Origin of the sequence: Mycobacterium sp., from assembly GCF_965229265.1 — a bacterium.
Taxonomy (GTDB): Bacteria; Actinomycetota; Actinomycetes; order Mycobacteriales; family Mycobacteriaceae; genus Mycobacterium.
Window position 1 is genome coordinate 2,235,866 of the sequence record NZ_CBDDIY010000010.1, and the last position, 18,907, is coordinate 2,254,772.

The 18,907-nt window shown below is 60.2% G+C and carries 21 protein-coding genes; 8 read left to right on the top strand and 13 right to left on the bottom strand.

Annotated features, from left to right (window positions below; translation table 11 throughout):
• Positions 1–454: 454 nt before the first annotated feature.
• From ADBZ9K_RS12330 to rfbD, 4 genes are all read left to right on the top strand, one after another.
• Positions 455–1,174: a hypothetical protein gene (locus ADBZ9K_RS12330; RefSeq protein WP_526620619.1), complete on the top strand. Its 720-nt coding sequence runs from the start codon at positions 455–457 to the stop codon at positions 1,172–1,174.
• Positions 1,175–1,329: 155 nt separating this feature from the next.
• A complete protein-coding gene (rfbC, locus tag ADBZ9K_RS12335; protein ID WP_526620621.1) occupies positions 1,330–1,908 on the top strand; it encodes a dTDP-4-dehydrorhamnose 3,5-epimerase in 579 nt (192 codons plus the stop codon).
• 26 nt (positions 1,909–1,934) lie between these two features.
• A complete protein-coding gene (locus ADBZ9K_RS12340; protein ID WP_526620623.1) occupies positions 1,935–2,939 on the top strand; it encodes an NAD-dependent epimerase/dehydratase family protein in 1,005 nt (334 codons plus the stop codon).
• Between the two features lie 18 nt (positions 2,940–2,957).
• On the top strand, positions 2,958–3,851 hold the full coding sequence (rfbD, locus tag ADBZ9K_RS12345; protein ID WP_526620625.1) for a dTDP-4-dehydrorhamnose reductase: 894 nt from the start codon (positions 2,958–2,960) through the stop codon (positions 3,849–3,851).
• Here the strand turns inward: rfbD and ADBZ9K_RS12350 are convergent.
• Entirely contained in the window at positions 3,833–4,975 is a 1,143-nt protein-coding gene (locus tag ADBZ9K_RS12350) for a DUF1972 domain-containing protein (RefSeq protein ID WP_526620626.1), read from the bottom strand. The genes rfbD and ADBZ9K_RS12350 overlap by 19 nt on opposite strands.
• 220 nt (positions 4,976–5,195) lie before the next feature.
• Here ADBZ9K_RS12350 and ADBZ9K_RS12355 point away from each other — a divergent pair, with 220 nt between their 5' ends.
• Positions 5,196–5,822, top strand: coding sequence for a TylF/MycF/NovP-related O-methyltransferase (locus ADBZ9K_RS12355; protein WP_526620628.1), 627 nt, complete (start codon positions 5,196–5,198; stop codon positions 5,820–5,822).
• Between the two features lie 171 nt (positions 5,823–5,993).
• Here ADBZ9K_RS12355 and ADBZ9K_RS12360 read toward each other — a convergent pair whose 3' ends face one another.
• The 7 genes from ADBZ9K_RS12360 to ADBZ9K_RS12390 all read right to left on the bottom strand — a co-directional run bounded on the left by ADBZ9K_RS12360 (position 5,994) and on the right by ADBZ9K_RS12390 (position 12,823).
• The gene (locus ADBZ9K_RS12360) at positions 5,994–6,734 is read right to left on the bottom strand and encodes a class I SAM-dependent methyltransferase (RefSeq protein ID WP_526620630.1); all 741 of its coding nucleotides are present in this window, start codon (positions 6,732–6,734) and stop codon (positions 5,994–5,996) included.
• A gap of 623 nt (positions 6,735–7,357) precedes the next feature.
• The gene (locus ADBZ9K_RS12365) at positions 7,358–8,422 is read right to left on the bottom strand and encodes a GHMP family kinase ATP-binding protein (RefSeq protein WP_526620632.1); all 1,065 of its coding nucleotides are present in this window, start codon (positions 8,420–8,422) and stop codon (positions 7,358–7,360) included.
• Positions 8,419–8,994 carry a D-glycero-alpha-D-manno-heptose-1,7-bisphosphate 7-phosphatase gene (locus tag ADBZ9K_RS12370; RefSeq protein ID WP_526620934.1) on the bottom strand — a complete coding sequence of 192 codons (576 nt, stop codon included), beginning with the start codon at positions 8,992–8,994 and terminating at the stop codon, positions 8,419–8,421. Before ADBZ9K_RS12370 ends, ADBZ9K_RS12365 begins: the two co-directional genes overlap by 4 nt.
• 31 nt (positions 8,995–9,025) lie before the next feature.
• Positions 9,026–9,631: a D-sedoheptulose 7-phosphate isomerase gene (locus ADBZ9K_RS12375; RefSeq protein WP_526620634.1), complete on the bottom strand. Its 606-nt coding sequence runs from the start codon at positions 9,629–9,631 to the stop codon at positions 9,026–9,028.
• A 38-nt stretch (positions 9,632–9,669) separates the two neighbouring features.
• Complete coding sequence (locus tag ADBZ9K_RS12380; protein ID WP_526620636.1) at positions 9,670–10,734, bottom strand: glycosyltransferase family 4 protein; 1,065 nt, start codon at positions 10,732–10,734, stop codon at positions 9,670–9,672.
• On the bottom strand, positions 10,731–11,720 hold the full coding sequence (locus tag ADBZ9K_RS12385) for a glycosyltransferase family 2 protein (RefSeq protein ID WP_526620638.1): 990 nt from the start codon (positions 11,718–11,720) through the stop codon (positions 10,731–10,733). Before ADBZ9K_RS12385 ends, ADBZ9K_RS12380 begins: the two co-directional genes overlap by 4 nt.
• Entirely contained in the window at positions 11,717–12,823 is a 1,107-nt protein-coding gene (locus tag ADBZ9K_RS12390) for a glycosyltransferase (protein WP_526620640.1), read from the bottom strand. Before ADBZ9K_RS12390 ends, ADBZ9K_RS12385 begins: the two co-directional genes overlap by 4 nt.
• Before the next feature lie 356 nt (positions 12,824–13,179).
• Here ADBZ9K_RS12390 and ADBZ9K_RS12395 point away from each other — a divergent pair, with 356 nt between their 5' ends.
• Both ADBZ9K_RS12395 and ADBZ9K_RS12400 read left to right on the top strand, forming a co-directional pair.
• Positions 13,180–13,701, top strand: coding sequence for an arsenate reductase/protein-tyrosine-phosphatase family protein (locus tag ADBZ9K_RS12395; protein WP_526620642.1), 522 nt, complete (start codon positions 13,180–13,182; stop codon positions 13,699–13,701).
• Between the two features lie 123 nt (positions 13,702–13,824).
• Positions 13,825–15,312: a sugar transferase gene (locus ADBZ9K_RS12400; protein WP_526620644.1), complete on the top strand. Its 1,488-nt coding sequence runs from the start codon at positions 13,825–13,827 to the stop codon at positions 15,310–15,312.
• A gap of 68 nt (positions 15,313–15,380) precedes the next feature.
• On the opposite strand, the gene ADBZ9K_RS12405 is transcribed toward ADBZ9K_RS12400, so the two are convergent.
• Positions 15,381–15,866 (bottom strand): methyltransferase domain-containing protein, encoded by a 486-nt coding sequence (locus ADBZ9K_RS12405; protein WP_526620936.1) that lies wholly within the window; start codon positions 15,864–15,866, stop codon positions 15,381–15,383.
• On the opposite strand from ADBZ9K_RS12405, the gene ADBZ9K_RS12410 reads away from it, so the two are divergent.
• A complete protein-coding gene (locus ADBZ9K_RS12410) occupies positions 15,799–16,140 on the top strand; it encodes a hypothetical protein (RefSeq protein WP_526620946.1) in 342 nt (113 codons plus the stop codon). The two genes, ADBZ9K_RS12405 and ADBZ9K_RS12410, sit on opposite strands and share 68 nt — an antisense overlap.
• A 214-nt stretch (positions 16,141–16,354) precedes the next feature.
• Here ADBZ9K_RS12410 and rplA read toward each other — a convergent pair whose 3' ends face one another.
• The 4 genes from rplA to secE form a co-directional block, all read right to left on the bottom strand.
• Positions 16,355–17,065, bottom strand: a complete 711-nt coding sequence (rplA, locus tag ADBZ9K_RS12415) for a 50S ribosomal protein L1 (protein ID WP_526620645.1) — start codon at positions 17,063–17,065, stop codon at positions 16,355–16,357.
• A gap of 94 nt (positions 17,066–17,159) precedes the next feature.
• Entirely contained in the window at positions 17,160–17,591 is a 432-nt protein-coding gene (gene rplK / locus ADBZ9K_RS12420) for a 50S ribosomal protein L11 (RefSeq protein WP_526620647.1), read from the bottom strand.
• A gap of 40 nt (positions 17,592–17,631) precedes the next feature.
• The gene (gene nusG / locus ADBZ9K_RS12425) at positions 17,632–18,420 is read right to left on the bottom strand and encodes a transcription termination/antitermination protein NusG (protein WP_526620649.1); all 789 of its coding nucleotides are present in this window, start codon (positions 18,418–18,420) and stop codon (positions 17,632–17,634) included.
• Between the two features lie 33 nt (positions 18,421–18,453).
• Positions 18,454–18,894 carry a preprotein translocase subunit SecE gene (gene secE, locus ADBZ9K_RS12430; RefSeq protein WP_526620651.1) on the bottom strand — a complete coding sequence of 147 codons (441 nt, stop codon included), beginning with the start codon at positions 18,892–18,894 and terminating at the stop codon, positions 18,454–18,456.
• Positions 18,895–18,907: the final 13 nt, after the last annotated feature.

An 18,907-nucleotide genomic window follows, 5' to 3' on the forward strand; every position in this document is an offset into this window, starting at 1 on the left:
GGACACGGACCTCCGGACGCACTTGAGCGCTGAGCGAGGAAGCACCGGGGATCTCACGCACTGGCTGCCCAAGTCGAGTGCGGCAGCGCATGTTGACGGTTTCCACCGTGATGTGTGAAGGCGAGCGACGAGCCGCACCGAGTTCACCGCCTCGCGCAACGGTTACCGCTGTGACCGTCGCATGCCCCGATCGGACCCGGCGTTGTCGCCGAACATCTTGAAATTACCCGCTCCCCTCGATAGGCGGAGGTGTGCGGCGACGGGCGGCTAAGCCGCTTACGCTGCGTGATTGCGACAGCGACAGCGGATACGGGCGTGGGTACCTTCAGCCGGGATCGTTTTCGCGAGCGTCGCTCCACTCGATGGTGGTAATGCCCGGCGATGCAGATGCCGATGGGTAGTATCTTCTTCGTGGCGCTCGTCTCGGGTGGCCAGCGTCGAACAAGGGGGTCAGATGCGCGCTATCGTTCGCGTTATCGCGGCCGTAGGCCTTGCGCTCGCTCTCCTTGCCGCGACCAGCGGACTAGCCGCTGCCAGCGATCCGCTGATCGGAAAAAGCTACAAGGAGGCCTCGGCGACGGTGGCGGGTTGGGGCGTACCAGTCGTGATCGGAACGACCGTCGGCAGCGTGATGGGAATAGACGATTGCACCGTCATTTCATGGCAGAAGACGCACCGTTCGCTCGGCGGAAAGCCGTCGAAGCAGGTCGTATTGATGAATCTGAACTGCAACTCTCCTTTTGCTACAGCTGGCTTACCCGGGGCTTCCGTTGCTAGTCCCGAAGCAAAAGCTGCGAAAGCCGCCTCGGAGAAAGCCCAGAAGACCGCTGAGTGGTGCGCGCAGCCGGCCCAAGCCAGCTATGCACCCTGCGGACAGTTCTGGGCGTCACACGAAGAGCTACACGCGTCGATGGAGAAAGAAATACAGGCGAACGAAGCGAAAGCATGGAAGACAGCCGTCTGGTGCGCGCAGCCAGAACAGGCGACTTACGAGCCCTGTGGGAAGTTCTGGTCAGAACACGAAGAGCTACGCGCGCCCGCCGAGAAGTTAGCCGAGGCGAAGGTGGAGAAAGACCAGAAGACCGCGCAGTGGTGTTCACTGCCAGAGCAGGCTACCTACGAGCCCTGCGCGGAGTTCTGGGCATCGCACAAGAACCTGCGCCCGCCAGCGTAGCGAGAGGCGAAACGCATCACGCTGTCGCTGGATCCCTGTTAGGCGTGTGCCGAACGCGCTAATAACAGGGCATGGTAGCGATGTCCAGCGACAGCCAACGCCAGCCAACGAGAGCTGACTTCGCAGTGCTCGTCGGGCCACAATAGGATGACCCCATGAAGGTCAGCGTCCGCCAGATGTCCATTCCCGAGGTTCTGGTTGTAGATCACGAGGTTTTCGAAGATGAGCGCGGCTTCTTCATGGAGGTGTACCGCTCCGATCTGTTCGCGGAGCACGCTGAACTCGGCCTCCCGAGCAAATTCGTGCAGCTCAACCACAGCCGAAGCGCCCACCGTGTGACTCGCGGCCTGCACTTCCAGTGGGATCCACCGATGGGCAAATTGATGCGGGTGCCACGCGGTGAGGCCTTCCTGGTCGCGGTCGACATCCGTCCTGACTCGCCCACTCTAGGCCAATACGAGAGCATCATCGCCAGTGAGCGGAATCACTTGCAACTATGGGCCCCTGCCTCGTTCGCACGGGGATTCTGCACGTTGTCAGAGGTCGCAGAAGTCGAGTATCTGACGACCGGCACTTACAACTCCAAAGCTGAATCGGGGTTGCGCTGGAACGATCCGGCGATCGGTGTTGACTGGCCCGTGGATGAGCCTATCCTCTCACGGAAGGACACCGAGGCGCAGTTGCTGTCCGAATGGTTAGAGCGGCCTGAGGCAGAGGCTTTCCGCATCAACTAGAGGCTTACAGAAATCGGGGGCGTTCTATGAGGATATTCATTGCCGGCGGCGCCGGCTACATCGGGACCGTGCTGGCACCGCGCTTAGCTGCCAGAGGGTATGACGTTACCGTCGCAGACCTCACGTGGTTCGGTAATCATCTGCCACCCGAGGTTCCGCTCGTCCGCAAGGACATAATGTCGCTCACCGAAGAAGACCTTGCTGGCTTCGATGTGGTCATCTTCCTCGCTGGCCTCTCGAATGATCCGATGGCGGAATTCGACCCGGCGCTCAACTACATCCACAACGCCGCGGCACCCGCCAACCTTGCCTATCTCGCCAAGCGGGCAGGCGTGCGTCGCTTCGTCTTTGCCTCCTCCTGCTCGGTGTACGGCTTCACCGAAGAAGAGATGTGGGATGAGGACTCGCCAACCGCCACGAAACACCCATATGGCATCAGCAAGCTTCAGGCCGAGGCCGGGGTTCGCCATCTCCAAGACAAGTCGTTCAGTGTCATCATCATGCGCAAAGGCACAGTCTGCGGATTCAGCCCACGGATGAGACTGGACCTCGTCATCAACACGATGTTCAAGTCTGCTTTACAGAGTAACCGCATCACAGTCAATAACCCGTCGATTTGGCGCCCCATCCTGGCGATCCAGGACGCGGCAGCTGCATACGTGCGTGCGGTGGAAGCAGCGCCTTCCGTTAGCGGGACCTTCAACATCGCCTCCGAGAACACGACCTTGGGCGCGTTAGCCGACCAGATCCACACCACCCTGCACAGAGAACTTGGCATGGAACCCGAGCTCGAGATCCTCGAGAAGGACGATGTCCGCAACTACAAAGTCTCCGTGGAGCGAGCGCGAGTCCATCTTGGCTTCAAACCGACCTACGACATCGACAAGATCGTTTCCGACCTCGTCAAGAACCGAGCCGCTTTTGCGGACATGGACAATCCTGAGTACTACAACATCGCGACGTTCCGGGCACTCACTTCAGAAGGCCTTGAGGTGGGGCGCCTAGAAGCCACCGCCCCAGCGGATTCGTAAGCCATGGAACGTGCTCGCGTGGTCGTTGTCGGCTCGACCGGCCAACTGGGCGCCGATGTTGTCGATGCCTTCTCCGCGGGCGGCTGGGATGTGGTCGGTCTGGGCCATGGCGACATAGACGTCACCGACAGTTCCGCCACCTCGGCCACAGTGTCCGATGCACACCCGTCCCTGGTCATCAATACAGCAGCCTTCCACCATCTCGACCGATGCGAAGAGGAGCAGGAATCCGCTTACGCTGTGAACGCTATCGGCGCGCGCAATGTCGCTGCAGCATCACATGATTCGGGCGCCACCCTCATCCATATCAGCACTGACTACGTCTTCGACGGGGCTAAGGGTTCGCCGTACGACGAGAGCGATCTTCCGGCTCCCCTCAATGTCTATGGCGCGTCCAAACTCGCCGGAGAGCACCTCGTCCGAGCAGTCTGTCCCAAGTCCTTCGTGGTCCGCACCTCCGGTCTGTACGGTCCTCGGCCCTGCCGCGCCAAGGGCGGGCTCAACTTCCCGAGTCTGATGTTGAAGTTGGCGCATGACCGCGGCGAGCTGACAGTTGTGACGGACGAAGTCGTGGGTCCGACATATACTCCCGACCTCGCCCGCCAACTCGTTGCGCTGGCGGCGACGGACGGCTACGGGATCGTTCATGTCACGGGTGGGGGCGAAGTGTCGTGGCACGCATTCGCCACCGAAACACTGCGCCTGGCAGGTTTTTCCGATGTCCCGATCCACGAGGCCAGCTCGACATCGATGACGAGAAAGGTTCGCCGCCCCCCCTACTCCATCCTGGCGCACCGTCGACTGGCTGAACTCGGCATCGCAGTCATGCGCCCCTGGTACGAAGCCTTGGCTGATTACGTCAATTCGCTTACAGAGGTCACTCGTCCGGAGTTTCAGAACGAGTCGGTGTAGTCCGGTACCTCGCCGAGGATCCAGCGGAAGTAGCGCTCATGGTCTCTGGCGACTTTGTCCCAAGAGTAATACTCGGTAATACGCTCGCGGCATGCCGTGGAAGCCACTGCGCGCATAGCGTCGGCGTCGTGGTCAACGCGGTCGAGAGCCGATGACAAGGATCCCGGCTCCTTCGTCCACAGAATCCCGTTCCCGCCGAGCACTTCTCGGTTGAATCGAACGTCGTGGGCGAGGATCAGGTTGCCACATCCCATCGCTTTCAGGAGCGACGGATTCGTGCCCCCTACCTCATGTCCATGGATGTAGCCCTTCGCGCCCAGGTGGAGAGCCTCAATGTGTCCTTCCGCATAGACCGGCCCCAGGAAGCGCACACGAGGGTCCCTCGTTGCTTCTAGTTCCTTCAAGTACTCGCTCTCGTAGTTAGCGCCGCCCGCAATGCACAACTGCTCCTTGGCAGATGACCGCACATACTCTCGGACAATGATGTCGATGTTGTTTTCCGGTTCCATGCGACAGGCCACCAGGAAGTACGACCCGGGCTCAACACCGTACTCCTTGAGGATCTCCCGGTGTCGAGCTTGATCTTCAACCTCGAGCACATGGCCCCCGTTGGTTAGGAATGCGCTGTGCGTGCCGTACTCCTCCATATAGAATTTCTGGAGCTCCTTGGCATCTGAAACCAAATACCGCGAGATGTGTCGCGCGAGCCAGTAATTCACCTTGAGGTAGAGGCGCGCGAGTCGGCCCCACTTGCGCCTCTGCCAATCGAGGCCGTCGGTGTTTATGACAAGACGCCGCAGCAACAGCAGTTGGGGCAGGTACGCCCACACCGTCCGACAGCCCAGCACGTAGTAAACGTCCTGTCGCGGTTGGAAAACAGCGTGGAGGCTGCTGAGGAACTCATGCAGGACAGTCTCGGTGAACTTGCCGTAGACCGTGGGTATACGCACGATCCGTACACCGCGGAAATCGGTGCCGACTTCCTCGCCGGTGTACTTGGGCATGGTGTAGAGGGTTACCTCGTGACCTGCTTCCACAAGTCGGGGCGCAAGCTCAGTAACGAATGTGTCGAACCCACCCCAGGCAGCTGGCACACCGCGTGCGCCGAATATCGCGATCTTCATCTTGCGGTCATCCTAACCGGCTTGGCGCTGCAGCAAGCCTGAGCACCCTCAGCCCGGCCCACGGCCGACGGCCCACGAGGCACACTGAGACTGATGGGTCACTTGTGCTGCCTGCGGGAGTTGTCAGTACACTGAATGGGTTGGAGCCCAGCAGAGGGGGAACATGTCACTTCGCGACAAGCTCCGGCGAGCGGGGTTAACACGGAATCGAATCAATTGGGTGTGGAAGCGCCCCATCGCCGAGCAGTGGTTTTTGCGGCCTTCGATGTCCCCGCAGAACAGGCGAGCGATTGTGTTGTCGGGCGACCCCGTTCGATATGGCAATATGATGCTCTCACTCGAGCAGATATCGGAAGACAAAATTTCGGGGGCCATCGCTGAGTGCGGAGTGTTCAGAGGGCAGCTGAGCAAATTCATCCTCCAACACGCGAGCGATCGGAAACTATACCTCTTCGATACCTTCGCTGGATTCGACAGTAGAGATTCCAACACTGCGGGCGATGTTCGATTCCAGGGAACCTCTGAGCAGGAAGTTTGCGATTATATCGGCGATTTGAAAAATGTCGTCATCCGTAAAGGATTCTTTCCCGAGACTGCCGCAGGCTTGGAAGACGAACGATTCGCATTTGTCGTATGCGATTTCGATAAATACGAACCAACATTAGCGGCTCTTGAATTCTTCTATTATCGAGTCAATCCCGGCGGCTTCATATTTGTGCACGACTACAGTAGTCCTGAGTCCAATTGGGCATGCTCGCGCGCCTTAGATTCTTTCCTATCCGATAAGCCTGAGCATCCCATTTTACTTCCGGACACTTGGGGAACGGCCCTTTTCCGAAAATACTGAATTTGCGGGAACCAGCTGAAATTCTACTCAACTAAACCAGCTTCAGCTGGTGCCCTTTCACTCAGCACGAATACGATTTGGGGCCCCTCAGCACTTCCGGCCCCTACCAAGAGTCACCTCAACCAGACCCGTCGATAGCAAGACGAAGTCATGCGACTGTCGAAATTCTCATCAAGCCCGCCTGAAGCTAAGGAACAGGTGCGGATTGAGAAATGTTTGCCCCAGCAGTCGGTTATTCGTAGCCCTCAGGCCAGAATTGATGACTTTGGCGAGCCGACGACCGGATAACTTTTGAACCCGCTCCAAACTATAGTACCCAAGCGGATCTAGATACTCAGAAATCTCAAATCCATGCACCGCAAACATCCGTTTTAGTTCCCGAACGGAGAGCGTCTCGCGTTCAAACGGCGAGTGAACGCGGAAGCTGCCCAGAAATGAGCTTCCATGTTCGTCCACCGGGAACCGCTTATTGGGTGTCGCCAAAATCACCGCATGGCGTGTAACGCGGCACAATTCAGCTATGAACTGAAACCGCTGCTCCTGAAAATCCGCGGCTAGGCCAAGCATGCCGTCTACCGTACCTACGTGCTCGATCACTTCGAGTGAAAATGAAAGATCGAAAGCCGAATCCTCGAAATATGGCATCGACAGTCCCGAACCCTTGTGCATAAACGGATAATCCGTCTGGATGTCGTCTCGAAAGAATGGGTCGACCGCATGGACATCGAAACCCAAATTCGCCAAGTAGAGCGTGCCATAGCCGTTGCCCGCTCCCACCTCAAGAATATTGGAAGGACGATGACGGCGAATGATTGGTAACAGGAAATCGTTTATTCGACGTTCATACTTTGCCCGCTCATGATCAGTTTCATAGCATTGCCATAGACTATTACCATCAAGTAGCCCGTCCATTGCAAATTACCCCCAAATAACGGAATGGATACAGTTGATTCCGCCTATTGATGTGAGATCCGAGGGTCCGGATCCAGCTCAGAGGCTACCGGGGACTTCTTCCCGTCACAACCGAAGATTGATGGTATCAACGGTTGCAACGACGCGGATCGGGCCATCATTTTGGTGAGAAAGCGTCTTATTGGAGTGGCGCACTGGTACGAAGCAACTTGGGTCGGCTCCTAGCCGTTGGTAGACAAAGATGATGTCCACGTGGTCCATCAGAGTCTTCAATGGAACTCCCCGGACCGTGACGTGCTACTTCACCGTCGCCATCGGCGGGCCCGCAGTTTGCTATCGAGACGACGAGCACGGGGTGGAGATTGTTTGCCTGGCCACCCGTCGATACCTCTAGTTGCGCCCTCGGGTTACTGGCTCATGGACACGGGCAAGACGTAGTTAGGCCGGCCGCTATGGGGCTGTATGACTCGTCCACTGGCCGTATTTCACCCACGGGTGTGCTCGGCCGCCTTCCCCAGCGCCTCTGTGTACGGTCCCGCGCGTAAATCACCGACCTACCATCTCGCCACGCGGGTGGGCCGGGGCGCCGCCCACCCGCAACCAATCGCGCAGTCGATTTCGGCTCACGTGGAGCGGTTCACTACCTGCTTGCGTGCTGGTATCTTCCAGGTCGTCGCCCCGTCTTTGGTAAACAGGCAAGGCATCACCGAACCCCCACACTCTTTCTCCAGACTGTTTGTAACCTCGATGCGGCGACGGGGGTCGACGATCATCATGAGGAACCCGCCACCACCAGCACCTGACACCTTGCCCGCAACCATGCCGTGAGCCGCTGCTACCAGGTAGGCCCGCTCTATCGCGGGATTCGAGATCCGGGATGCAAGCTTTTTCTTTGCCTCCCAGCCACGATGCAACGACTCGGCAAAGCCGGGAATGTCGCCAACGACGAGAATGTCCTTCATCTCAAGGGCCTCAGCTCGAATGGCGTGGGTGGCCTCGAGCGCATCTTCATCTCGCTCAACGACATTTCGTTGCTGCTCCGCGATCACTTCCGACGAAAGTCGCGATACACCACCAAAATAGAGGAGCAGCGATGCTTCGAGTTCAGCAATCACCTCGCGTCGTATCCGAAGCGGATTGACCACGACCTCGCCATTGGTTCGGGATTCCATGTAGTTGAACCCGCCGAAGGCCGCCGCGTAGTGGTCTTGCCAACCGCCGGCCATGCCGAGATCGATGCGCTCGACCTCCCACGCCATTCGCGCGAGCTCGTACGGGCCAGGTGATACGCCGATGAGCTCGCATGTGGTCAGCAGCATCGCGACGACGAGCGCTGACGATGAACCCAGGCCTGATCCGGGAGGCGCATCGACCTGGGTGGCAAGATTTATCGGGAACGGTGTGCCACTGTTGAACTCGGCAATTACACGCCGATAGACGGCGACGTGCAGCGGAAAATCATCCTCGAGACTCGCCAGGTCGTCGATAGTGGTCTCACCACTTCGGTCCCGGTCTGGCGAATGAAAAGTGATGGTGTCACCCGACCCGCGTTCCCCGAATGCGTACGCGTACTTGTCGATGGTGGCGTTCAGAATCCTTCCACCGAACTCGCTCGAATACGGGTCCACATCGGTCCCACCACCGCCGAGTCCGAGGCGCAAGGGCGCTCGCCCACGTAAGACTGTCACCCGACGCCCTCCCCCCTCGCATGCCTAACGGCACACGCGAAGTCCCACAGCGAACCAAAGGCTGCGTCGCTGACCCCGTTGAACTCATCATGCCCAATACGAATGCTCGCACACCCACCCGTCACGGCGCTCACATTGAGTGCCAATTCAAGATCGCCGGCGCTGTCGCCGACCATAACGCTCAGCGCACCGTCACAGCGCGGATTTCGGTCCAGCCAGTCGAGAACCAACCCCGGTCTAGGCTTGCGGCAGGCGCATTCCACAGATTGGAGGTGCGGACACACTTGAAAGTCGTCGATGGTCTCCCCGGTCACCGCGAGGTCCTGCTGGACATGCTGGTGGATCTCCGCGACGTCTTCGGCGCTCATCAGTCCCTTTCCGACTCCCTGCTGATTGGTGACGATTACCATGTGCGGCGCCCAGTCGCGAAGGACTCGCAAGGCCGGGATGGCCTCCGGAAGCCATTCAAACTGGTTCCAGTTCCGGACATAGTCACCGACGATTCGACGGTTGAGCACGCCGTCCCTATCCAAAAAAAGACACCACTCGCGACCGGCTCGATCGGCGACGATTTTCCTGATGATCCCGAGCTGACCGATGGCCTTACTCCTTGGCCGCGAAGAGGGCGTGTTCAACATGCTCGGAGATCGCATGGATAAACACGATGTGAGATTCTTGGATTCGCCCGACATCGGTAGATGGCACGTTCAGGAGGTAGTCCGCCAGCGGCGCCAACTTTCCGCCGGACTGGCCGGTCATCGCGACCACGGTCACGCCTAACTCTCGTGCAGTCGTGGCCGCGCGAACGACGTTCGCGGAGTTACCCGACGTACTAATTGCGATCAGTGTGTCGCCAGGACGAGCGGATCCTTCGAGCGCTCTGGCAAAAACAGTCTCGTAGTCATAGTCGTTGGCAACCGCTGTCATGTGCGACGAATTACCGTGCAGCGCTTCAGCACCAAGCGGAGGACGGTCAAAGATGAAGTGGCCAGTTAATTCTGCGGCGAAATGTTGAGCATCCGCCGCACTACCACCATTGCCACACATGTAGGCACGCGCCCCATCGCGATAGCCGGCGATCAGCCGCTCGCCGACGGCACGAACGTTGGCCAGCAAGGCCTCATCCTTCAGGATCCGCAACTTTACCTCGATCGTCTCCGTAAAGATCTCCTCAACAGTCCTCATGGTCCACCCTTTCGACGCGATCATTCGCCACTAAGTCTGCGCGGGGAGTCAGCCTAGGGGTCTCATTGCAGAACTCTGGCCACACGTTGCAACTCATTTCGGATCGTCGCACAAACAAAGTTCCAGGTGAACGGCGCCTCGTACCGGTCCCGCACGACCCCGGCGCCGACCATCTGACGGGCGTACGCGGCGATCGTGTCTGCGTCCGTCGGATCGACGAAAGTGCCGTACGAGCCAAGCGTTTCACGAAACACCGGGATGTCACTTACCAGGACAGGCGCTCCGAACGAAGCGGCCTCCACGACCGGAAGACCGAATCCTTCATCCAGGGACATACACAAGAACAGCGCACAGTTCATAAACAACCACTTCAGCTCGGCCTCTTCGAGCCGGGGAGCCATGATGAGCTCGCCCTCCGCGACGGCGTCAGCGAATTCGGCTGTATTAGCGATTCGCCCCGATGGTTCCCCGATGACCACCAAAGGGAAGCTCCTGGAGAGCAGGCCCGATCGTCGCATCGCACGGATGGTGATCTCGAGATTCTTCCGGACATTCAGGCGGCCAACACACAGTGCAAACGAGTTGATCCCAAGGCCGAGACTAGGTTCTACCGGGGCGGAGGCTTCCAGGGAGGACGACATCGCCAAACCGCAACCCACCACGCGACCCAGGTGCGGGTTGCAAGTGGCGATTCGCTGTCGTTCGGTCTCCGATGTGGCGATCACCGATCCAGCTCTGCGCGCCAGGATGGGCATCACCGAAAAGTAAACGCGTTCAAGCGGTGTGAACCACTCCGGATTGGACTGGAACATCACGTCGTGGAGGAAGACGACACTGCGCTTCGATGGCGCAGCAAAATTGAAGGCGAGGACAACGTCAACCGAGCGGCGGCGAGCGATGATAGGTAACTCGATCGCATTTATCGCAGGATGTAACCGAAGGCGGGTGGGCACGATCTCGACCCCATGAATCAGCGGATCCGATGCCCCCGTCGACGTACGCCGTACCGCCAGAATCAGCTCATCGTCGGGATAGAGGCTAACCCAGTGAGTCATGAGTTCAACCAAGACCATCCGGTTGGACTGGGGCCCTTCAAGCCACCAGAACCCGTCGACGAGAATCCTCACTTCAAGGCGGCTTCCGCGCCTCGACGCGCCGGTGGGGGCTCGACGATCTGACGCCGCCAGCCGCTGACGACTCCTGACGCAGCAGCCCGGTACCAGCGATATCGCTTGTCAGCACGCAACCCGATTATGCTGCGAGCGGGAGCCGACACAGCCATTACCATCAGTATGGTCCACAGCGCAATCACCGCGGCAGCAGCCACCGGTTTCGAGTAGCGCGTCGCGAAGAACATCGCTTCCGAGCGATAGTAGTTTGCGACCGAGAACTCCCCCAGCTGGGAAGTGGATTTCGCTCCGATATGCGAGATCATTGCTCGCGGCTCGAGCAGCGTCTTTACTCCGATTTCTTGGAGTCGTAGGGCCAGAATCTCTTCCTCTCGGTACAAGAAGAGCCGCTCATCGAGCCCGTTCACCCGCCAGAAATTGTCGGCGGTTATCACCATGCAGGATCCCTGGATATACGGGACCTCTCCCCCCGTTCGATATACTCTGTCATCTGGTGGGATGTCCCGGCGAAAGGGACCAACTTCAAATCTCTTGGGCAGGAACACTTCCCCGAGCTCGGACAAGATTGTCGACCAGAGTCGCGCCCTCGTCTCATCGTGGCCATCCGGATTGAGGATTCGGGGTCCGACCAAGGCGTTGTCCGACATCGCCGATTCCGACAGGATCTTCACACTGTCCGCTGACAGAAACGCAGCGTCGGGGTTCAGAAACACGAGCACGTCCCCAGCTGCGTTGGCCGCGCCTAGGTTGCAGCCGGCGGCAAACCCGCGATTCGCACCGGCTTTGATTACCGGCGCATCGGGCCGAACTTGCCGCGCGACAGCGATACTGTCGTCAGCCGACTGCTGGTCAACGACGACGACCTCGCAGCTCTGCGGTATCGAAGACAAACACTCTTTAAGAGTCGCTTGGGAATTGAACAGGACCACGATGACCGACACAGAGGGTTTCGAAGCCGACACGGGCTCCTCTGATCCGCTCATGGCGTCACCATCCGGTCTCGCCACAACTTGATAATCGTTCTTTCCCAACTCCGGTATGTGAAGCTCTCCAGAGCCGATGCGACCGCCGGATTCTCACGTGGGTCCCTCGGCCACCCCTCTTGCGTAGAGAGCCTGTCCGGCAATCGATTGAAGTCGATGAGCTCGTCAACCAGCGCGTCGGGCAGACCTTCCTTTACGTGTTCAGTCACCACGACTGGAAGCCCATGCATCATCGCCTCGACGACTTTGACTTTCATTCCGCCACCGCGCTCCACTGGTGCGAGCGCAACGTCGATCTGGTTGTAGAAGCTGGCTACCTGATCCACCGGTCCGAGGATGTCAACGTTCGCCACTCGTGGAAGGTTCTGTGACCCGAATCCGGCGACAACGATCCGTTGCGCGGTAGGCCGCAAAATGGGTAGCCAATACCGGACCAGCCGCTCGTAGGCGTCGCGGTTGGGCGGGTAGTCGAAGTTGCCAAGCAATCCGAATATCAGCCCGGACCCCTTCGGTGGTGACGTACGCCGCGCGGGTAAGGAGTCAGTCGATTCGGTGACTGGGTGGGGCAACCAAACTGAGTGCTTTCCCAGCTTCACATGGTCGGACCAGGAAGCGACTGTCACTGCGTTGGCCTGTGCGTACTCGGAAACCTCACGCCGAGCCCACAATTGCGATTGAGCGCGATTCGCGAGCGCGGAGATTGGATCGACGGTTACAGAGTGATTGATCGCGATGTTGCTCCACAAATCGGAGTAATCGAGCCAGGTCGGACGGGTGCGCAGGGCCCAGCGGTTCGCTGATGGAACAAGGCTTACGGTGGGTCCGTGGCGGCCCCGTGTAGCCAATTCCGCCTCGGCCCGCCGCCGCAGCGGAACTGGCAACAGGCGCCGCTTGGCTTGATGCAGGACCTTGGATGCAGCGGACCCGTCGGCCCCACCGCCGTGCGGACCGAGGCCGACGAGTTGCACCTGCAGATCTACAGCTTCGAGCGCGCGTACAAATGCCTTCAGCCGCTGGCCACCACCGTCAAGTCGGCCAAGCGAGACATTTAGGCACACTAACTTAACGACGTCTTGACGCCGGTCCCCCTGATCCCCGCTCACAATGGGCCCCTACCAGTCCATTCCGCTGCATTGTGGACCACGATTCGCAAAGCACAGTCCTCGGGCGCCGTTTGTAGCAGTTCAGCGAGGTAGCCTCGCAATCGACGGGCCTGATCATACCGAGCGCCGGTCGCCATGCGCGTCCGTGGGCTACGGGCTGAGACCCATTGGACTTCTACCACTGCTGCACCGCACCGAATAGGTGAGGACCTGCACTGGCTATTGGCCGTAGCAGCGCCCAGCCCCACGCGTGCCGGCAGGTGAGCCCGGTGGCGGCCCGCGTACCCCAACGCAGATACTGAACGCGAACTGACGGATCTGACCGGCGCTAGGAGCGGGCCCTGCAAATCCTATTTGTGTGCACTGGCAACATCTGCCGATCACCGACGGCCGAGCGTCTTGCCGCCGCCTACGCAGCTGAACTGGACATCCCAGGCTTCGAGGTGTCGAGCGCCGGCTCCCGAGCCGTCATCTCGCAACCCATGCACCCTGATGCCGCACTGGTCCTCCAGAGGCTGGGAGGAGACTCATCGAACTTTATTGCGCGCCAAATCACGGCCAAGATTGCGTCAGCAGCCGATCTTGTCCTGACAATGACAAGGGCACACCGCAACGCCGTTCTGGAGCTCGCGCCCCGACAGCTTCACAAAACGTTCACACTCCTCGAAGCATCTCGACTGGCAGCCGAACACAACCCGCGCGATCTCAAAGACCTCGCCGTGCTCCGACCGCGCTTAGCCGCGCAAGGGCGGGTTGATATTCCCGATCCGATCGGCCGAGACCTGGAGTTCTTCGAGATCGTCGGTGCCCAGATCGCCGATGCTCTAGCGCCCATCCTCGATCTTTGCCGACGCGAACCAACTTTCATGATCGAGTGATCGCCTGGTTGCACTCATCTGGTACATGTTGCAACCAACAGGATTCCCTGTGCGAAAGTGCCCTGACCGTGAGATGATCGGGTCAACGACGTTCCTGCGGGGAAGTGGGCGTTTGGGGGGATAATGACGGCGGTAAACGATCGACTGGAATCCCCAGCGGACGTTGACCCACTTCAGGGAACAGTCGAGTCGTGGCAACAGAGGTATTCACGCCGCCTGGGCGCAGTCGACCTGTTGGGAGTGGTCTTCTCGGTTGGTCTTGCCCATTGGCTGCGCTTCGGCGGACTGATTACTGAGCAGTCACCGAGATTTGCGAACTACCTGGCTGTATCTCTCACAATCGCGGTCGTCTGGATGTTGGCGCTGTCGATCAACCACTCTCGCTCGCCGAGGATAATAGGCTCTGGAGCAGAGGAATACCGTCGCGTGTGGGTAGGCACAGCAGCGGTTTTCGGTGGCGTCGCGATCATTTCGATGCTATTCAAGCTCGAGATCGCTCGCGGCTACCTGATGATCGCGCTGCCAGCAGGGTTCGTCTTCCTTGGCCTAGGCCGATGGTTAGCCCGCAAAGTCGTCGCGCGGACACGCCAGAAGAGCGGCCGCTGTGTCACGCGGGTGGTTGTCGTCGGAAGCGCGTCGGCAGTTCGCGATTTGACCAAGTCGCTGGCCAGCGAGCGCTGGTCTGAATACGAGGTTGTCGGCGCCTGCATCTCCGGCCCGAACAACCGCACCGAGCTTGACGTCCCCGGTGTCGGGGCCATCCCCACCTTCGGTGACGAAGCAAACGTAGTCGGTGCGGTGACCGCCACGAACAGCCACGCTGTCGCAGTAACTGCCACCGAGCGGCTTGATGGCCGAGGAATCCGGAACCTGTCCTGGGAATTGGAGAAGCTTAACGTCGACCTGCTGGTCTCGCCGGGCGTCGTTGACATCGCCGGACCCCGTCTGCAGATGCGCCCAGTGGCCGGCTTGCCACTCATCCACGTCGAGAAGCCGCAATATCACGGTGCGAAGCGGTTCCAGAAGCGACTATTCGACATGCTTTTCGCCAGCTTGGTACTAATCTGCGGGCTGCCCGCCCTGGTCGCCATCGCCATCGCCATCAAGCTGACCAGTAGGGGCCCGGTTTGCTATCGCCAGGAACGCATCGGACTGGATGGCGAGCCATTCGAAATGATCAAGTTCCGGACCATGGTCGACGGCGCCGACAAGATGCTCGTTGAGCTGGCTGACCAGAATGAGTGCAGGGGCGGGGTGCTCTTCAAGATTCGCAACGACCCGCGTATCACGCCTATCGGGCGGTTTTTGCGCAAGTATAGCCTGGACGAGCTACCGCAGTTCATCAACGTCTTGAAGCGTGACATGAGTGTGGTCGGGCCGCGGCCTCCTTTGGCCAAAGAGGTTCACTCCTACGACGACTACGCCAAACGGCGGTTGCTTGTACGGCCGGGGATCACCGGTCTGTGGCAAGTCAGCGGTCGCTCCGATCTGTCCTGGGAAGACTCCGTTCGGCTCGACCTCTTCTATGTCGAGAACTGGTCGATGGTCTCGGATCTTCTGATCGCCGTTAAGACGGTGCGGGCAGTCCTGACCCACAGCGGCGCGTACTGATTTCCGCCGTTACACCTATGCAGCGCTGTTTTTCGAATCGCCGACGGTAGCGAGCTTACCGGTGCCGATCATGAGCGCTTCTCATGGCGAACATGCGCATCCCGAGAGCCCGAGCGGGCATAATACGCCGTGAAAGTGGGACTCCACGATCTCCCGTGAAGAGTAGTACCGGCAGGCAGCAGGTCGCGGAACTCCCGCCGTGACAGCAGTCGGGAGAACTCTCGCCCGTGTTTCCTACGCCAAGACGGCAACCAATGAAGAAAAACTGCCGATGTGTGGGATTCGATTGGGAACCACTTGTTCGGCGTCGTGATAACCCAGGTTCGAGCAACCCTCGTCATCTCCTGGACCATTTTACGCTGCTCAGCCTCTTGCCCCACGTGTTCGATGATTGCGTTAGCGAGCGCGAAGTCGACAAAGTCATCAGCGAAAGGCATGTCCCGCGCGTCGGCGATACGGAAAGGGTACGAAGTTATCGCGGGTTCGATGTTGATGCTCATCTTCACTGTATGTTCGGCCGCTATCCGCCGCTCGACTATCCCTGTGTTCGCCATGTCGGCATTACCGGCATGCTCGTCCCCCAACGTGCCCACGAATAAGACATCGTTGACACTCTGGGAGTCCATCCAAGCCAAGATCGCCGTAGCCTTCCTGTGGCGGTTGGTCACGCTGTACCAGAGCACTGCCTTTCGCATGGCCCGCTTCGACCAACGTGAAACAAACGTAGCGTCCACCCCCCAGTTCACGATCAACAGCCAACTGCCCGGTCAAGCGCCCGCGCTCACGGCTTACTTGTCACCCACCCAACACAGCGAGCCGACGATCTGAAAGCACGGACAGTACGGATAATAGGGCAGGATAAGGCCCAACGCGCCGACACGCGTTGCCCACTGGGCCTACGGGTAAGCGCTCAATCGCCATCCCAACCGCGCCCACGTCTGGACACGCAACGCTGGCGACAATCCGAGTGCCGGTCGCCCACCACCCCCCAAACGCCGAGTGGCCACCTACCGCAGGTAGGTGGCCACTTGAACGAAAAGCGTTACGCCTCTTCGGTGAAGTTCCGCACGACGGCCGGGTCGACCGGAATGCCGGGGCCCGTGGTCGTCGACACGGTGATCTTCTTCAGGTAGCGGCCCTTCGAGGACGACGGCTTGGCCCGCAGGATCTCGTCCAGTGCCGCACCGTAGTTCTCGACCAGCTTCTTCTCATCGAACGACGCCTTGCCGATCACGAAGTGCAGGTTGGCCTGCTTGTCGACGCGGAAGTTGATCTTGCCGCCCTTGATGTCGGTCACGGCCTTGGCCACATCGGGAGTGACGGTGCCGGTCTTGGGGTTCGGCATCAGACCGCGCGGGCCCAGCACGCGGGCGATCCGCCCCACCTTGGCCATCTGATCCGGGGTGGCGATCGCGGCGTCGAAGTCGAGGAAGCCGCCCTGGATCTTCTCGATCAGGTCGTCGCTGCCGACCACGTCCGCGCCGGCCGCAATGGCGGCTTCGGCCTTCTCCCCCACCGCGAACACCGCGACGCGGGCGGTCTTGCCGGTGCCGTTGGGCAGGTTGACCGTGCCGCGGACCATCTGGTCGGCCTTGCGCGGGTCGACGCCCAGCCGGATCGCCACCTCGACGGTCGCGTCCTGCTTCTTCGACGAGGTCTCCTTGGCCAGCTTGGTGGCCTCGAGCGGGGTGTAGAGCTTGCTCTTGTCCACCTTCTCGGCGGCTTCGCGGTATGCCTTGCTTGTCTTGCTCATTGCAGATTCCAATCTGTTTCGTTGGAGTCGTGGTCACTACGGGCCGATGCCAGCCCTGCCACGCGTCGACGCTGCCCGTGCAGCGCCGAAGTACTTACTCGACCGTGATGCCCATCGACCGGGCGGTGCCGGCGATGATCTTGGCAGCGGCGTCGATGTCGTTGGCGTTGAGATCTTCCTTCTTGGTCTCGGCGATCTCGCGCACCTGGTCCCAGGTGACCTTGGCAACCTTGGTCTTGTGCGGCTCGGCCGAACCCTTCTGCACACCGGCGGCCTTGAGCAGCATGCGGGCGGCGGGCGGGGTCTTCAGCGCGAACGTGAAGCTGCGGTCCTCGTAGACGGTGATCTCCACGGGGATGACGTTGCCGCGCTGATTCTCGGTCGCGGCGTTGTACGCCTTGCAGAATTCCATGATGTTGACGCCGTGCTGGCCGAGCGCAGGGCCGACCGGCGGCGCCGGGTTGGCTTGCCCGGCCTGGATCTGCAGCTTGATGAGCCCGGTGACCTTTTTCTTCTTGGGGGCCATGGGTGTTCGTTTTCCTTTCTGGGGGCCGAAGCCCGAATTACTAGATCTTGGCGACCTGGGTGAAGGTCAATTCGACCGGGGTTTCGCGGCCGAAGATGGACACCAGCACCTTGAGCTTCTGCTGTTCGGCGTTGACCTCGCTGATGGACGCGGGCAGCGTCGCGAACGGCCCGTCCATGACGGTGACCGACTCGCCGACCTCGAAGTCGACCAGGATCTCCGGTCGCTCCAGGGTGGCCTCGGACGACGCGGCCGCGGCCGCCGATGAGGCCGCCTTGCCCGCCTTCTTCGCAGCACCCTGCGGCAGCAGGAACTTCACCACGTCGTTCAGCGACAGTGCTGTCGGCCGTGACGTCGCGCCGACGAAGCCGGTCACGCCGGGGGTGTTGCGCACCGCGGCCCAGGAGTCGTCGGTCAGGTCCATGCGTACCAGGATGTAGCCCGGCAGCACCTTGCGGTTGACCTGCTTGCGCTGGCCGTTCTTGATCTCGGTGACCTCTTCGGTGGGCACCTCCACCTGGAAGATGTAGTCGCCGACGTCGAGGTTCTGCACGCGCGTCTCGAGGTTGGCCTTCACCTTGTTCTCGTAGCCGGCGTACGAATGGATGACGTACCAGTCGCCCGGCTTGCTGCGCAGCTCAGCCTTGAGCGCGGCGGCCGGGTCGAGTTCCTCCTCGGCAGCCTCGCCGGCGGCTTGCGTCGCCTCAGCGTCAGGCGCCGCCTCGAGCTCAGGTGTGGTCTCATCGACGTCCGACGTCGCTGCCGATGCAGCTTCGTCGATGACGTCGACGTCCTCACCCGTGGGCGTATCGCCTTCGGGGGTTGTCACGGTAAGTCAGTCCTCTCTAAACGTCAGCGTTCGCTAGCCGAACACCAGCAGCACGAGCTTGGCCAGCCCCAGATCGACCCCGCCGATCAATGCCACCATGAAGGCCAGGAACAGCAGCACCACCGTGGTGTAGCTGACCATCTGCTTGCGGTTAGGCCAGATCACCTTGCGCAGTTCGGCGACAACCTGCTTGAGGTAGTTCCACACGAACAGGATCGGGTTGCGCGACGGGCCGCTGCTCGTCTTCTTCTTGGCCTTGCGGTTCTTTTCCGGCTTCTCCTCGACGCCAAGTTCCTCGGCGCTCGATTCGACTTCTTCCGGCTCGGCCAGCGCGGTGGCACCGGCTCGCCGGGAACGCTTGCCGGTAGGACGCGCGGGCCGGGTCACGACGACGGTCTGGCCACCGGTGGTGTCCTCGTTGCCGGCCTGTGTGTCGTCGCCTGCGGCGTCGGCACTATCGCGCTCGTCGCTCACCGCATGCTCCTTT

Coding starts and splice junctions, on each gene's coding strand:
- ADBZ9K_RS12400 (WP_526620644.1), top strand. CDS start 13,825: ATGACGGCGGTAAACGATCGACTGGAATCCCCAGCGGACGTTGACCCA.
- ADBZ9K_RS12340 (WP_526620623.1), top strand. CDS start 1,935: ATGAGGATATTCATTGCCGGCGGCGCCGGCTACATCGGGACCGTGCTG.
- ADBZ9K_RS12405 (WP_526620936.1), bottom strand. CDS start 15,866: ATGGCGAACACAGGGATAGTCGAGCGGCGGATAGCGGCCGAACATACA.
- ADBZ9K_RS12375 (WP_526620634.1), bottom strand. CDS start 9,631: ATGATCGCGTCGAAAGGGTGGACCATGAGGACTGTTGAGGAGATCTTT.
- ADBZ9K_RS12350 (WP_526620626.1), bottom strand. CDS start 4,975: ATGAAGATCGCGATATTCGGCGCACGCGGTGTGCCAGCTGCCTGGGGT.
- rfbC (WP_526620621.1), top strand. CDS start 1,330: ATGAAGGTCAGCGTCCGCCAGATGTCCATTCCCGAGGTTCTGGTTGTA.
- rplA (WP_526620645.1), bottom strand. CDS start 17,065: ATGAGCAAGACAAGCAAGGCATACCGCGAAGCCGCCGAGAAGGTGGAC.
- rplK (WP_526620647.1), bottom strand. CDS start 17,591: ATGGCCCCCAAGAAGAAAAAGGTCACCGGGCTCATCAAGCTGCAGATC.
- ADBZ9K_RS12410 (WP_526620946.1), top strand. CDS start 15,799: ATGTTGATGCTCATCTTCACTGTATGTTCGGCCGCTATCCGCCGCTCG.
- ADBZ9K_RS12385 (WP_526620638.1), bottom strand. CDS start 11,720: ATGAGCGGATCAGAGGAGCCCGTGTCGGCTTCGAAACCCTCTGTGTCG.
- ADBZ9K_RS12360 (WP_526620630.1), bottom strand. CDS start 6,734: ATGGACGGGCTACTTGATGGTAATAGTCTATGGCAATGCTATGAAACT.
- ADBZ9K_RS12330 (WP_526620619.1), top strand. CDS start 455: ATGCGCGCTATCGTTCGCGTTATCGCGGCCGTAGGCCTTGCGCTCGCT.